Source organism: Candidatus Omnitrophota bacterium, from assembly GCA_028716165.1.
Lineage (GTDB): Bacteria > Omnitrophota > Gorgyraeia > JABMRG01 > JABMRG01 > JAQUQI01.
Window position 1 is genome coordinate 230,657 of record JAQUQI010000001.1, and the last position, 14,137, is coordinate 244,793.

The window sequence follows — 14,137 nt, forward strand, 5'->3', positions numbered from 1 at the left end:
AATTATCCTTTTTTAAAATAAGATGATGACATGCCCCGCACCTTTTTAATAACAGCGGGAAGCCTTTCTATCACATAATCAATATCTTCGTCTGTAGTCTCTCTGCCCAGGCTGAAACGTATAGCTCCATGGGCATCTTCAGCCTCCATGCCTATTGCCAAAAGCACATGCGAAGGCTCTAGCGAGCCGGAAGCGCAGGCTGAACCTGTGGAAACGGCTATGCCTTCCATGTCAAGATAGAGCATTACCGCTTCTCCTTCAGCCGCCTTAAACGAAACGTTCAATGTGCCCGGAAGGCAATCCTCGGGATGGCCGTTAAAACTTATATCATCTATATTATCTTTTATAAAATCTTTTAGCCTTTGCTTTAACCGCGTAAGGCGGCGCGCCTCTTGCGCCATCTCATTCCTCCTGCAGGCAATTGCGGCCGCCATGCCTATTATGCCGATAGTGTTTTCCGTGCCCGCCCTGCGGCCTTTCTCCTGATGCCCGCCGCGTATAAAAGGGCAGAAGGGCGCTTTTGATCTGGCATATAAAGCGCCTATACCTTTGGGCCCATAAATTTTATGCGCGGAAAAAGATAAAAAATCAACCCCGAGCTCTTTCACGTCAACGGGCAGTTTACCTACGGCCTGAACAGCGTCTGTATGCAGTAATGCGCCGTTGCGATGCGTTATATCAGATATGCTTTTTATATCCTGGATAGTCCCTATTTCATTGTTTGCCATCATTATTGAAACAAGCACGGTATTTTCATTTATCATATCCTTCAAACGGCCAATATCAATCTTACCGGAGCGCTGGACTCCGGCCCTGGCCACCGTCATCCCTTTTTGCCCCATGCACTTAGATGTCTCAATAACGCAAGGATGTTCTATATCGGATACGATAATCTGGCGCTTTCCGCCGTATTTGGAGGAGCATAGGGCGGAACAGCATGAAAGCATATTTAATACAGTATTATTTGCTTCCGAACCGCTGCCGACAAATATAATTTCATCCGGATCGGCATTGATAAACGAGGCCATATCGGCCCTTGCCGTCTCTATGGCGGATTTTGCCTGCCTGCCGAAAAAATGAAGGCTTGAGGCATTGCCATAGATATCAAACAGCCCGCTGATAGCTTTTTTAACTTCAGGATGAAGCGGGGTCGTCGCGTTATTATCAAGATACACGTTTCTGTCTTTCATTTTTTAAACGCCTTTTCCTTTCTGCGCAAAAGCAAAAGCCCTTTTAGCGTGTAGAGTTTAAGGTAATCCCCGATAACAGACCTAAGCCCGAGCCATAGCCCCCTGACCTTGCAATCATCAAAATGGGAGCAGTCTTTTCGCCTGGCCCTGGGCCGTTCACAGACAAGTTGTAAAACGCTTTTTTCTACTGCCAATACGATATCCATTGCCGTGATGTCCGCGGGCCGCCTGGAAAGCACATAACCTCCTTTTGATCCGCGGGCGCTTTTTACTATCCCGGCTCGTCTTAACGCGCGCAGTAATTGTTCAACGTAATCGTACTCTATACTCTCTCTCTTGGAAATAAGGCCCACAGGGGTAGGCTTACCCTGCTCATACCTGTCCGCCAGTATAATAGCGCATGATAAAGCGTAATCCAAACGAGAACTTATCTTCACCCTATTTTACTCCCCATTATTTCTCTAATGCGAAATAAATATACAATATCCGCTATTTTTTGTCAAGTATTATTTTAATGAGCACATAAGTTACGCGACCGTAAGGAAGCGTAACTTATAAGTGCGAATGCATCCTGAAAATACGACGAACAGGAGTATTTGAAGGATCCAGGTGTCAATACAGTATACGGGAGCATTGTCAGGATCTAATTGTGAACATAAGTTACGCGACCGCCAGCAAAGCGTAACTTATAAATGAGCACATAAGTTACGCGACCGTAAGGGAGCGTAATTTAATAGTGCGAATGCATCCTGAAAATACGACGAACAGGAGTATTTGAAGGATCCAGGTGTCAATACAGTATACGGTAGCATTATCAGGATCTAAGTGCGAATGCATCCTGAAAATACGACGAACAGGAGTATTTGAAGGATCCAAGATTACCTTAATTGTCACGAGGATAATTGATAGGTGTAGTACGATAACCTGATAAAAATAAGCGGGTCACAGATATTTTCCAGAGCCAAGATAGCCCGCATAATCCTTCACAGCCTTGTCCATATCCATAAAACTGTGATCGCATCCGGCAGATCTTAATTTAGCAATAACAGCCTTGGTAAAATACTGGTATTGTTGTTTAATATTTTGCGGCATGTCAATATATTCTATAACAGGCTCTTTGCCTAAAGCTTTAAATAGAGCGCGCGCTAACTCGTTCCAGGTATAAGCGCGGCCTGTTCCCACATTATATATCCCTCTCTTACCGGGATTTGATAAAAAAAACCACATTATATCAACAACGTCTTTTACGTATACAAAATCTCTCATCTGTCCGCCATCGGCATATTCCGGTTTGTATGACTTAAAAAGCTTAAGCCTGCCGGTTTCTTTTATCTGATAATATCCTTTATTAATCATGCTTCTCATGTCCTGCTTGTGATACTCATTGGGCCCATAGACATTAAAAAACTTAAAACCTACTACCTTATCGGCAATCTTATTGTCTAATACCCACAGATCAAATTTATGTTTTGACCGGCCGTATTCATTCAATGGTTGAAGTTTCAAAGTGGATGAATCATCATCACTATAACCCAACTCGCCGCTGCCGTAAGTCGCCGCGCTGCTCGCGTAATAAAAAGGCTTATTATTCTTTATTGACCACAGGGCAAGCTCTTTGGTATATAAAAAATTATTATGGTCAAGGTATTTGCTGTCCGTCTGCGTTGTGTCGGCGCAGGCGCCTAAGTGCACTATCACATCTATGGCATCATTCATGCGGCCTGTCCCAATGAGCCTGCGAAAATCATCGCGTTCAATGTATCCGGCAATATTTTTTCCTTTTATGTTCGCGCTGTCTTTAGCCTTACAGCCAATATCTACAACGATAATATCCTTTATGCCCTGCGTATTAAGCTTCCACAAAAAAACACTTCCTATAAAACCCGCCCCGCCTGTCACTGCTATCTTCATATCTGATTCTCCGGATTTATATACTCATCCGCCCTGTAAGAACTTCTTACATAAGGAGCGCTGGCGGTATATTTAAAACCAAGTTCCTTTGCCTTGATCTTATAATATTCAAAAATATCAGGGCTTATATAATTTTTTACGGGATAATGCCGTTTACTCGGCGGAAGATACTGCCCTATACTTAAAAAATCGCAACCCGCCCGGCGTAAGTCGGCTAATACCTCAAGCACTTCCTTATCATTTTCGCCAAGGCCCAGCATTATACCGCTTTTTGCCAAAATAGCGCCTTGTGACAAAGTCTTCACAGCCTCCAGCACGGCCAGCGACCTGTTATAATCAGCTTCCGGCCTTATCCGCGGATAAAGCCTGGGCACGGTTTCAACATTGTGGCCTATAATAACGGGCGAGGCCTGGACAATCTTGTCTATGTCGTCTATATGGCCCTTAAAATCCGGGATAAGCACTTCAACGCTTGTGCCATTATTTAAACTGCGGACAGAACATATAGTCCGCGCAAAATGTCCGGCACCGCCGTCTTGTAAGTCATCTCTGGTAACACTCGTAATTACAACGTGGCTTAATCCAAGCCGCTTAACCGCTTCTGCCACATGGCCCGGTTCGGCATCATCCGTTTCACAGGGCGCGTGTTTTTGGACATTACAAAATTTACATCCCCTTGTGCAATTGCCGCCTAATATCATGAATGTCGCGATACCCCTTGAGAAACATTCCGAAATATTAGGGCAGGCCGCCGCTTCGCACACTGAATAAAGGCCTAAGCCTCTTAATAGCGCCTTCATGCGGCCGCAATCCCTTAAGTTTATTTTCTTATCAAGCCACGCCGGCTTTATCTTAGTCAATATCGGCATAAAGATTCCACCTGTCTGTTCCGTATTTACAAGCCAAAAGTTTTTTAAGCAAACTATCTTCCGCGGGATTAAGCGCGTCACGGATAAACCCAACGGAAAAACTCTTCTGAAATGAATCTATGATATTATATTTTACTTCTTCAAAAGTAATTTCCCTGCCCGCGGCCTGGCTCAATGAATAGGGCCTGAAACTGGCACGCGGATTTTTACCCTTCAATAATAAATCATATTTTTCAGGACACGGACAAAGAGGTATTGACCCATGTTGAAATATCAAGCCACGGCTTCTCCGTTGGGCATTGCCTCCTATTTTTTTATCTCCTATAACGATATCGTATTTTTCCCTGCTCCTAAAACAAACCCAGCCTGATTTTGGCGTTTTATCATGTAATAGAGAAAATCCGGCCTCAAGCCCCATTGCCCTGTATGCCCTAATCAAAAAAGCGCATAAATATCTGTATGTCTCCTTGGCAAAGCAGGGGCTTTGTATATCTCTTTCGGAACATACAATGCTGTATGTAAGCTCTTTATCGTGAAAAACAATACCGCCTCCGGACATCCTCCTTACAAAACCTATATTAAGTCCGCGGCAGGCCTCAAGGTCAAGTTCTTTTAAGGGGTCTTGAAAAAGGCCTATGGAGAATGCCGACGGATGCCATCCGTATATCCTTAATACCGGAAGAGACGAGGCGCTGTCATACGCCTGGAACAAGGCCTCATCCAGGGCCATATTATACCTGCAATCGCCCTGGCCTGTTTCAAGAAGCCTCCATTTATTCATATGTTTGCAAAGGACATGCCTTGCCGGGAGACGGAGATAGCGGACGAGCGCCGGCAGAAGGCCTCCAGCACAGATCAAGCTCTCTGGCGGCCTTTACCTCATCCATACGGCTTACAGGGGTTGTAACAGGCATATCATGAAATTTATTGGCGTCCCTGCGGGCTAATTCAGCGGCTTCTATCATTGCTTCTATGAACTCGTCTAAAGTCTCTTTTGATTCGGTTTCGGTCGGCTCAATCATCATGGCCTCCCTGACAATAAGCGGAAAATATATCGTGGGCGGGTGAAAACCCCTGTCAATAAGAAATTTAGCTATATCTAATGCCTTTACCCCGTTTTCAGACTGTCTTTGCGCGGACAGGACACACTCGTGCATACAGCGCTTGCCATAAGCAACATCATAATATTGTTTAAGCCTGCACATGCAATAATTGGCATTAAGCACGGCATATTCGCTGGCTTTTATAAGCCCTTCCCTGCCAAGTATCAATATATACGCGTAGGCTTTTAATATAACGGCAAAATTACCGTAGAAAGGCGCGATATAGCCTATGGATTTAGGATTATTGTATTCAAGATAGAATGCCCCCGCCGGCCTTTTCATCACCCTTGATACAGGCAGAAAATCCACCAGCTGGCTGGCTACGCCGACAGGGCCGGCGCCTGGGCCTCCGCCGCCATGGGGCGTGGCGAATGTCTTATGAAGATTAAGATGGACAAGATCAAAACCCAAATCACCGGGACGGCACTTGCCCATTATCGCGTTAAGATTAGCGCCGTCATAATACACCAGAGCGCCTGCTGAATGCGCGATGTCGGTTATCTCCTTTATGGCAGGATTAAATATGCCCAGCGTGTTTGGGCATGTAAGCATGACAGCCGCCATGTCCTCACTCAAAGAATCCTTGAATTGGCGCATGTCCATACAGCCGTCAGGGCCTGTTTTTATTACCTTGACATCATAACCGGCTATCGCGGCGCTGGCGGGATTTGTGCCATGAGAAGAGTCGGGGACTATAACACATCTCCTGCGCCGGCCTTTATTCTTGTGATACGCGGCTATAAGCATGATACCGGTAAGCTCTCCATGAGCGCCGGCTAAAGGCTGCATAGTAAAAGCCGCCATGCCCGTTATCTCGCAGAGAAGCTTTTCCATATTGTATAAGACCTCAAGCGCGCCCTGTGAAAGCCTGCCGCCGCCGAGTAATTGCGGGATAAGAGGATGCAGTCCGGAAAATCCCTCCATACAGGCAATCTTCTCCGTAAATTTCGGATTATACTTCATGGTGCACGAACCGAGCGGATAAAAATTATTATCAACCGAAAAATTCATGCGGGAAAGATTAGTATAGTGCCTTACAACATCAAGTTCCGACACTTCGGGCAGAAAAGCCCCGTGATTTCGGGCATACCTAATACCTATATCCTTTTTCCGCGGCACATCAGGGGCGGGCAGGCTAAAACCCGTCCTTGATTTAACGCTCTTTTCAAATATTAATTTCATAACACCTTTTCCAATGCCTGGACAAACTGCTCTATATCCTCTTTTGTCCTCTTTTCGGTAACAGCCACAAGAAGATAATTGTTCATACCCTTATAAAATTTACCTAATGGAAAACCCGGGGCAAAGCCTTTGTCTATCATCTTTTCAACAACAACATCCGCGTTCCTGGGAAGGGCAATGGTAAATTCGTTGAATGTCGGAGAACTCCTTTTCACCTTAAGGCCTGGTATCTTCTCAACGCAGTCCTTGGCGTATTCACATTTATCATAATTTAATCTGGCAAGTTCTTCCATGCCTGTTTTGCCAAGAAGTGACAAGTATATGCCTGCCCTTAAAGCGCATAATGCCTCGTTTGAGCATATGTTTGATGTAGCGCGCTCTCTTCGTATGTGTTGTTCTCTTGCCTGCAAAGTCAGCACAAACCCGCGCCTTCCTTCCCTATCCGTGCCAGCTCCCACTATCCTTCCGGGCATCTTGCGCGTAAGAGCCTGCTTGCAGGCTATAAACCCAAGATATGGCCCGCCAAAAGAAAGAGGCATGCCCAGGCTCTGGCCCTCTCCGGTAGCTATATCCGCCCCCATTTCAGCAGGAGTCTTTAGCATGCCAAGCGATACGGGGTAAACACTGATTATGGAAAGAGCCCCCACGGAATGGGCCTTTTGCGCGATATCGGAATGGTCGTCTACGGCGCCGAAAAAATTAGGATTTTGCGTTACCACGGCGGCGGTTTTTTCATCCAGATACCTAAATATCTCTTCGCGGCAGCTTTGGCCGTGTATAACAGGCGTTTCCACAAATTCAATATTAAGATTTGACATATAGGTATAAAGCATTGTCCTGTATATCATGTTCAATCCGCTATCCATTATTATTTTTGTCCGGCCGGTCGCTCTTATTGCCATCATAGCCGCCTCGTAAATAGCCGTTCCGCCGTCATATAAAGAAGAATTTGCGCAATCCATGCCCGTGAGCTGGCATATCATACTCTGGTACTCATAGATTGCCTGCAGCCAGCCCTGGGAACACTCCGCCTGATACGGAGTATAGGCTGTATAAAACTCTGACCTGCCGGCCATCATATCAACTGCCGCCGGTATATAGTGGTCATAAAACCCGGCGCCAAGAAAGTTTTTTAATGAGACAATATTTTTTTGAGCAATCCGGGACAGGCGGGAAATAACCTCCTGTTCTGATAAAGACTGCGGGATATTAAATGATTTGGGCCTTAATTCGGGCTTTATCCCGTCAAATAATTCATCAATAGACGATACGCCTATCGCCTCAAGCATCTGACGAGTCTGTTCTTCCGTGTGCGGGATATAATTCATGCGTTCAATTCATCCAAATATTTTTTATATTCATACTGGTCAAGAAGGCCCTGTTTTTCAGAAAGATCGCGGGTTTTAATGACGGCGAACCAGGCTTTTTCATACGGAGACTGGTTGACTATTTCCGGATTTGCCACGATTTCTTCGTTTATCCTGGCAACCTTACCCGACAAAGGAGCGTATACGTCCGAAGCGGCCTTCACGGATTCAACCGTCGCTATAACCGATGATTTTTGAATATCAGCTCCCGGCGCGGGCAGTTGAACAAAAGTAATGTCCCCTAATGAAAACTGCGCGTAATCCGTGATTCCAATAGTTGCCATGTCCGATTCTATCTTTACCCATTCATGTTCTCTGGTATAGAGCAATCCTTCAGGTATATTCATTTCCTCAATGTCCCTTTCCTATAAAACGGCTTGTCTGTAATCCTGGCCGGTAATTCAAACCTTTCATTTTTTATCAATACGCGCGCGCCTATCCAATCATAACCGTTCTCAACATAACCCATGCCCACACCAATACCCAGGCTGGGGGCGAATGATCCGCTGGTAACGTATCCTGCCTCTTTTTCTTCAATATAGATTTTATCTCCATGGCGCGGGCTTTGCCTTGTCCCCATGGTAAATACTATAAGCCTTTTTTGAAGCCCATCGCATCTCTGTTTTAATAATGCGGGTTTTCCAATGAAATCCTTTTTAAGGTCAAGAAAAACCTCAAATCCGGCTTCAAGCGGAGTAGTAGATTCATCAATATCCTGCCCGTATAAAGGATAGCACATCTCAAGCCTTAATGTGTCCCTTGCTCCAAGGCCCGCGGGCCTTACGCGTTCATCGGCAAGTATGGCCTGCCATAATTGCTGGGCAAAGCGGCTGTCGGCATATATCTCAAACCCAAGTTCACCGGTATATCCGGTACGGCTTATCACCGCGTTACAACCAATCAATTCAAACCTGCCGTGCTTGTAATACCCAAGCGCGTTTATGCCGTCACCCGCCAACGCCTTCATAATCTCCGATGACAAAGGCCCCTGGATATCCAGTTTAGCGGTCTTATCCGATATGTCTTCAATGGAGATATCCGGCGGCAATTTTTGCCGCAAATAAGCCAAGTCATTATCTTTAGTCGCGGCATTTACAACAAACATCCATTCATCCTCGCCCATTCTATAGGCTACGAGGTCATCAATGATTCCTCCTGATTCGTTAAGGATAAAACCGTATCTACAGCCTCCGACAGGCATTAAGGCGAGATTAGAGGTAAAACAAAGGTCTTTTTCCATGTCCCGGGCAGTGCCGCGAATTAAAAACTCACCCATATGGCATATGTCAAATAACGATGCTGACTGTCTTGTCCAATTATGTTCGGCGATAATACCTTTATATTGTATAGGCATCATCCATCCGCCAAAAGGGCCAAGCCTGGCAGACAGCTGTTTATGATTTGACAATAAGGGGGTGTATTTCAATTGCGCATTTTCCATTAAAGATTACCTTTAAAAAAATATTAAACTATAATAAATACGGGCAGTATAAGGAAATACGACGCGTTGGCTGCGGCAATACGTATCAAACCTGCGGCATATTCGCGTTAGCGCTTTGATAAATAATTACATAAAAACGCCTTACTCACGATACTGCGCGAAGGCAAAGCCCTTACGGCAGATCGGAGGGCAGATATTGAAAGTCCTCGTGGCCTGTATTCTTTTCGCTGGGCCCGTTAGGCAGTGTGTATCTGTAAAGCCAATCACCGGATGCATTGCATATCTCAAGTTTGGGCCCTGAAACTATCTGATATATCAATTTACTGCCCGCGGGCTGGCTTATCTTAAGATAATCCCAGGCGCCGGCAACCGGAAGCCCTCCTATGCCGTATTTAAGGTCATAATATTTTGCGCCAGCGCGCACAAGATCCAATATGCCGGAAGTCTCTTTGTATTCAATGGTCTTTTTTAATTTTCCGTAAGCAGGCAGAGAAGCGACGGCAAGCACGGCAATTACAAAAACCACTATCAACATTTCTATTAACGTAAACGCCCTTTTCATGTTTTACCCTCCGGCAAAATTTATTACGCCATATAAAAAATACCCGCGGTTACAGGTCTATGGCCTTACAGCGCGACATGGCTCCTGCCCTGCCGTACCCTATGGCGCCTGTCGCCGTATCCTTTAACCATATATTTGCCTGTAAATAATTGCCGCCTATTAGTTCAAAAACAGGCGCCTTAGAAGAGTCTATAAGATCCGTTATCGGGGTATCGGCCGCGGACGGCAAAACACTGCTTCTATACAATATGCCTGACGAAGCCCAATACCTCATCTCATAGTCCACTCCTTCCGACTGAAAATTAAAAGTAACCTCATTCGGAATGCTGACATCAATAATATCAGCCCTTATCGCGTCTTTTTTAATATACTCAAGCACATTGGCCAGGTCTTCAGTAATAACGGTTTCCTTGCTCTCTGATTTTAGAAAACTCAACATTGACACCGACGCGGAAATGCCGGCGGCAAAAACCACGGCAATGAGCATGGCAACAAGCAAAAACTCAATTAACGTGATCGCGGTTTCTGAACCCAAAAAACCTTTACCCTTACGATAATTCATTCCACTTGACTTCCACCGTTATCGCTTTGAATTCAACACCTGAACCAAGATCAGTATCGCTTATCGTATAACCTGTATTTGTCATCTGGACTTTGGGCCTTAAGGCCATTGCCCAGGCATTGTAGTCCTCCTGGCACACGGAGTCGGCGGCATTAAGATCCTTAGCTTCCGCGTCAACCATATCATGGTATCTCCCGATACCGCCATAACCGGTCCTGACCTTGTCAAGCCAGGATTGAGCATTATAATAAGCCTCTAATTCATTCTTTGTAAACATGCGCAGATGGGCTATAGACATATAAACAGCAAACGCCGAACCTATTACTATGGCCATGACCAAGACAGATACCATTATCTCAACTAATGTAAAAGCCCTGTTTTTATGGTTTGGGCAAGTCATAGGCTGAAATCGCTTTCGTTTATAGTAGCGGATACCCTTAACTTGTTTGCCGTTGCGTCAAACTGCACATTAACCTCAACAGGGACCCCGTCAATAACCATAGTTTGCGGCGAGGCCCAGGGGTCCGGAGTCCAGCCGGCATAACCTGTCCGGAACCTGTTAAACGTCTCATACAAAGCTGCCTCCGCATAATTGATAGCCTGAAACCTCTTCAGCCGCGTTACGGACAAGGGTATTTTATTAAAAAATATATTAACAACAGATACAAGGCCTATAATTATACAAATAGTAAAAATCAAAGCCACTATAATCATGCCTTGCCGGGATTTTTTAAGGCTCATATTATGCATTATGTTTTTTATATTTTATATTATGTGAAAATAAATGTCAAATGTTATAGGCGCGCGGGCGCAAGAAACCTGTCTTGAGACAGGATAGAGGCGCCTGCCGCGGCCGCAGGGTTAAAAACAAGAGTTCCTGCATGGCGGGTATAAAAAAGCTAATTTTATCATGTGGAAACAAGACATGGCGCACTGCAGTATCCCCATCTTGCTTTTCCCCTTCCGCCTGCGGTTAAATGTGTATAAAATTTCTTCTCTGCGCCTGTAACTGCCCTTGACAAGCACTTCAAGCAAAACCTTATAGCCTATGGGTTTTATCGCGCTGGCTTCTATAACCTTTTTACGGAATATGAAAAATCCGGACATCGGATCGTTTATGCCGGTTACCGCCCGCGGCAAAAGTATCCCGGCAAACAAACACGCCAACCGCGATATTACTGCGCGCAGGGGATTTAAGCCGGACATAATTAAGGCGGAAAAGTGCCTTCCGGCAATAACTATGTCAATATCATCCCGGCGCGACATCATATCCAGCATAGCAGTAAGCGTATGCGGCGGATGCTGAAAATCAGCATCCATTACCCCCAGAATATCTCCGTTGGCAATAGACCAGCCATCGGCCACCGCGCTCGCCAGGCCCTGCCTCCGCTTCCGGCGCAATATACGTATCCTTGCGTCCGAGAGGGATAACTCCCGCGCCAGGCGCCAGGTTCCGTCAGCGCTGTTATCATCAACGATTATTATCTCAAATACGGTGTTACGTGCCTCAAGCACCCCGATAATATCACGGCAGATGGCTTTTATGTGCGGGGCCTCATTATATGTAGGCAGGACCAAAGAAAACTTACTCATTCTAACGCTTTCTAATCAAATGCCTGCCTCGGGCCCGGGCTTCAAGCATTCACCGCGGTCGGATTTCTGCCTGCCGTTTTCATTTGAAACTATAAAAGCGCATAACAACCAAAAGATAACCGCTGTCTGCGGCACAAAAAAACTGAAATCCAGCATATTATGGATCAAAAATACAAATACCGCGCCCAGGCATGCCGATTTAAAGGCATAGTCCTCAAAAACAGGCCGGGCTTTTTTCAATCCCCTGATAGCGGCCAGGACAACAGATGCGGCAAACCAGATAAATACCGCCATACCCATAATACCTGTTTCTATCCATAACTGCAGGAAAAGATTATGGGCCATTGTGCTCTCAAACTGCGCATAAGGCGCGTAAAGCCTGTAAAGAAATCCAAAACCTTCCAGGCCCACGAACTGAAAGGGCTGATCAGTTATGATCCTCATTGCCGTTTTCCAGAATTCCAGCCGGCCCGCCAACGACAGGAGCATCTTATCGGTCCCCGTGTCGTAAATAATCCTGCTCGTAGTCAAGCAGGCCATGGCCGCAAACACAACAGCGCAAAAAACCGCCAGTGTTATTCTAAACCGTTTTTCGCGCGGAGCGCCTTTGGCTGACATTAACAGGTTCAGCAAAAATACGCCTATCGCAAAACTTACCAGGCCCGCGGCAGACCTTGTAAGCCATAATGAATAACAATTCATCAAAAGCGCTAACAAACAGGCGCCTCTGAAGGCCTTGCTTTTTACGACGAAACAAAAAAATAAGGCGATGAGGTTTACCATGGATAAATACGACGCCAAAAGATTCGGCGTGACGAACGTGGAAATCGTCCTTTGCCTTAAAGCTATATCGGTTATATAAAGCGCCTCTTTTTCCGACAATCCGAGGGCGCGCTCCTGTATGAGCGGCGCTATCTTTTCAAAAAACACAAAATATTGAAAAATGGCGCGTGCTGATATTAAAATAGAGCCGATAACAAGCATAAACGCCAACTGCTTTTTCATTTTATCCTCAATGCCCGCGACTGTGATAAAAACAAAGGCGTAAAATAACATATTGCACATACCGGTAAAAGCGCCGGGCCTGTAAAGCGCGTAAAAAGACGTAAAGAACACCACAAAAAGCCATAAAGATAAAGGCAGTATCAAAGCCTTGTTATTCAGCCAGGACCTATTTACTGCCGCTATGCCGAACAGGCCCGCGGCAAAAAGCGCGTATAAAGTATAGGTTTGAGTTTTGAACGCGTCCGAGGAAAAAAAAGGCAGCAGGAATGCGACTGCCATTACAATTATCCATAATATTTTTTTAGGCATATTACTCCCGTCTCATGTCCGCATCCGGACAGTTTGGAATACCAATTTAATAAACACCCGCGATATCAAGCATGGGCACGAGTTACTTTAACACATATAAACGTAAAAACAAAAATCGCGAGCACGAAACAAGATAAGACCCACGGCTTGATGCCGGGGGGCAGGCACTGGAGCAGGATCGCGCTCAAACCCGATGCCAGGCACAGAGAATACATAATAGCCAGCACCTTAAATTGGCTGTAGCCTTTACACATGAGCAGTAAAACCAGATGGTCAGCGCTTTTTTTAAATACCGGAATATGTTTTATCTTCCGTACGCATACCGTAAATACCAGGTCAAAAATGGGAAGCGACATTATAAGTAAAGGTACCAACAGCGCCAGCCTCTGGCTGATGTCAACGGCATAATGAATCTTCAAGGCGCAGCAAGCAAAGATATAGCCCAACAGCATACTGCCTGAATCTCCGAGATAAAATCTTGCCGGAGGCCTGTTATAAGCCAATGCCGCCAGTGTTGCCCCTGCCAAAGCGCAAAAGAAAACACACAGGATTAGCGCGCCGGAAAAAGAGCTTAAAAAAAGAAAAGTCGCGCATATGATAAAGCTTATGCCCGGACAGAGCCCGTCCATTATGTCAAGAAAATTAAAGGCATTGATAAGGGCCACAATCCAAAAAAGACTTAAGACCACGTTCATCCATTCCGGAATAAACACTATTGACGTCCTGATGCCAAAAAATACCGCTATGCACGCGGCCGCTATTTGGCCTGTCAACTTACCGGCAACAGAAAGATTTCTAATATCGTCTATTAATCCGACAAAAAACAGGGCGCTTGCTCCCCATACCATATCCATCAAAAATGAGGCGTCTTTTTGCCGGCTGTTTAAAAGCACGAGGGCCGCGGTTAAAACAACCGCGTAAACCGAAATACCCAGCAGCATGGGCTTTTCCTTGTTGGTTGAAAGCCTGCTCATTGATAAAGGCTTTTCAAGGACTATTGGCAAAATAAGGCATATCAAAAAAGAGCAAATAAAAAATATCAT

Annotated in this window: 16 protein-coding genes; all 16 read right to left on the reverse strand. The window is 45.4% G+C overall.

Annotation, left to right across the window (positions count from 1 at the left end; genetic code table 11):
• Window positions 1–2: 2 nt before the first annotated feature.
• The 16 genes from PHV77_01090 to PHV77_01165 all read right to left on the reverse strand — a co-directional run bounded on the left by PHV77_01090 (window position 3) and on the right by PHV77_01165 (window position 14,137).
• Entirely contained in the window at window positions 3–1,190 is a 1,188-nt protein-coding gene (locus tag PHV77_01090; protein ID MDD5503896.1) for a cysteine desulfurase family protein, read from the reverse strand.
• On the reverse strand, window positions 1,187–1,627 hold the full coding sequence (locus tag PHV77_01095; protein MDD5503897.1) for an Rrf2 family transcriptional regulator: 441 nt from the start codon (window positions 1,625–1,627) through the stop codon (window positions 1,187–1,189). Before PHV77_01095 ends, PHV77_01090 begins: the two co-directional genes overlap by 4 nt.
• A gap of 505 nt (window positions 1,628–2,132) precedes the next feature.
• Complete coding sequence (gene rfaD, locus PHV77_01100; GenBank protein ID MDD5503898.1) at window positions 2,133–3,101, reverse strand: ADP-glyceromanno-heptose 6-epimerase; 969 nt, start codon at window positions 3,099–3,101, stop codon at window positions 2,133–2,135.
• Entirely contained in the window at window positions 3,098–3,961 is an 864-nt protein-coding gene (gene lipA / locus PHV77_01105; GenBank protein ID MDD5503899.1) for a lipoyl synthase, read from the reverse strand. The genes rfaD and lipA overlap by 4 nt, the downstream gene beginning before the upstream one ends.
• Window positions 3,954–4,751: a lipoate--protein ligase family protein gene (locus PHV77_01110; protein ID MDD5503900.1), complete on the reverse strand. Its 798-nt coding sequence runs from the start codon at window positions 4,749–4,751 to the stop codon at window positions 3,954–3,956. The genes lipA and PHV77_01110 overlap by 8 nt, the downstream gene beginning before the upstream one ends.
• Window positions 4,744–6,255, reverse strand: coding sequence for an aminomethyl-transferring glycine dehydrogenase subunit GcvPB (gene gcvPB / locus PHV77_01115; GenBank protein MDD5503901.1), 1,512 nt, complete (start codon window positions 6,253–6,255; stop codon window positions 4,744–4,746). The genes PHV77_01110 and gcvPB overlap by 8 nt, the downstream gene beginning before the upstream one ends.
• Window positions 6,252–7,583 (reverse strand): aminomethyl-transferring glycine dehydrogenase subunit GcvPA, encoded by a 1,332-nt coding sequence (gene gcvPA / locus PHV77_01120; GenBank protein ID MDD5503902.1) that lies wholly within the window; start codon window positions 7,581–7,583, stop codon window positions 6,252–6,254. The genes gcvPB and gcvPA overlap by 4 nt, the downstream gene beginning before the upstream one ends.
• Window positions 7,580–7,969: a glycine cleavage system protein GcvH gene (gene gcvH, locus PHV77_01125; GenBank protein MDD5503903.1), complete on the reverse strand. Its 390-nt coding sequence runs from the start codon at window positions 7,967–7,969 to the stop codon at window positions 7,580–7,582. The genes gcvPA and gcvH overlap by 4 nt, the downstream gene beginning before the upstream one ends.
• A complete protein-coding gene (gene gcvT, locus PHV77_01130) occupies window positions 7,966–9,063 on the reverse strand; it encodes a glycine cleavage system aminomethyltransferase GcvT (GenBank protein MDD5503904.1) in 1,098 nt (365 codons plus the stop codon). Before gcvT ends, gcvH begins: the two co-directional genes overlap by 4 nt.
• Before the next feature lie 172 nt (window positions 9,064–9,235).
• Window positions 9,236–9,625 (reverse strand): prepilin-type N-terminal cleavage/methylation domain-containing protein, encoded by a 390-nt coding sequence (locus PHV77_01135; protein ID MDD5503905.1) that lies wholly within the window; start codon window positions 9,623–9,625, stop codon window positions 9,236–9,238.
• 49 nt (window positions 9,626–9,674) lie between these two features.
• Window positions 9,675–10,187, reverse strand: a complete 513-nt coding sequence (locus PHV77_01140; GenBank protein ID MDD5503906.1) for a hypothetical protein — start codon at window positions 10,185–10,187, stop codon at window positions 9,675–9,677.
• Window positions 10,174–10,587, reverse strand: coding sequence for a prepilin-type N-terminal cleavage/methylation domain-containing protein (locus PHV77_01145; GenBank protein ID MDD5503907.1), 414 nt, complete (start codon window positions 10,585–10,587; stop codon window positions 10,174–10,176). The genes PHV77_01140 and PHV77_01145 overlap by 14 nt, the downstream gene beginning before the upstream one ends.
• Window positions 10,584–10,928 (reverse strand): hypothetical protein, encoded by a 345-nt coding sequence (locus PHV77_01150; protein MDD5503908.1) that lies wholly within the window; start codon window positions 10,926–10,928, stop codon window positions 10,584–10,586. Before PHV77_01150 ends, PHV77_01145 begins: the two co-directional genes overlap by 4 nt.
• 120 nt (window positions 10,929–11,048) lie before the next feature.
• Window positions 11,049–11,780 (reverse strand): glycosyltransferase, encoded by a 732-nt coding sequence (locus PHV77_01155; GenBank protein MDD5503909.1) that lies wholly within the window; start codon window positions 11,778–11,780, stop codon window positions 11,049–11,051.
• 15 nt (window positions 11,781–11,795) lie between these two features.
• A complete protein-coding gene (locus PHV77_01160; protein MDD5503910.1) occupies window positions 11,796–13,094 on the reverse strand; it encodes an O-antigen ligase family protein in 1,299 nt (432 codons plus the stop codon).
• A gap of 65 nt (window positions 13,095–13,159) precedes the next feature.
• Complete coding sequence (locus PHV77_01165; protein ID MDD5503911.1) at window positions 13,160–14,137, reverse strand: MraY family glycosyltransferase; 978 nt, start codon at window positions 14,135–14,137, stop codon at window positions 13,160–13,162.

Bases quoted from the DNA above. Each gene is read 5' to 3' on its own strand.
- gcvT (MDD5503904.1), bottom strand. From the start codon at position 9,063: ATGGAAAATGCGCAATTGAAATACACCCCCTTATTGTCAAATCATAAA.
- PHV77_01165 (MDD5503911.1), bottom strand. From the start codon at position 14,137: ATGATATTTTTTATTTGCTCTTTTTTGATATGCCTTATTTTGCCAATA.
- gcvPA (MDD5503902.1), bottom strand. From the start codon at position 7,583: ATGAATTATATCCCGCACACGGAAGAACAGACTCGTCAGATGCTTGAG.
- PHV77_01110 (MDD5503900.1), bottom strand. From the start codon at position 4,751: ATGAATAAATGGAGGCTTCTTGAAACAGGCCAGGGCGATTGCAGGTAT.
- rfaD (MDD5503898.1), bottom strand. From the start codon at position 3,101: ATGAAGATAGCAGTGACAGGCGGGGCGGGTTTTATAGGAAGTGTTTTT.
- PHV77_01135 (MDD5503905.1), bottom strand. From the start codon at position 9,625: ATGAAAAGGGCGTTTACGTTAATAGAAATGTTGATAGTGGTTTTTGTA.
- PHV77_01090 (MDD5503896.1), bottom strand. From the start codon at position 1,190: ATGAAAGACAGAAACGTGTATCTTGATAATAACGCGACGACCCCGCTT.
- PHV77_01145 (MDD5503907.1), bottom strand. From the start codon at position 10,587: ATGACTTGCCCAAACCATAAAAACAGGGCTTTTACATTAGTTGAGATA.
- PHV77_01155 (MDD5503909.1), bottom strand. From the start codon at position 11,780: ATGAGTAAGTTTTCTTTGGTCCTGCCTACATATAATGAGGCCCCGCAC.
- gcvPB (MDD5503901.1), bottom strand. From the start codon at position 6,255: ATGAAATTAATATTTGAAAAGAGCGTTAAATCAAGGACGGGTTTTAGC.
- PHV77_01140 (MDD5503906.1), bottom strand. From the start codon at position 10,187: ATGAATTATCGTAAGGGTAAAGGTTTTTTGGGTTCAGAAACCGCGATC.
- PHV77_01150 (MDD5503908.1), bottom strand. From the start codon at position 10,928: ATGAGCCTTAAAAAATCCCGGCAAGGCATGATTATAGTGGCTTTGATT.
- PHV77_01160 (MDD5503910.1), bottom strand. From the start codon at position 13,094: ATGCCTAAAAAAATATTATGGATAATTGTAATGGCAGTCGCATTCCTG.
- gcvH (MDD5503903.1), bottom strand. From the start codon at position 7,969: ATGAATATACCTGAAGGATTGCTCTATACCAGAGAACATGAATGGGTA.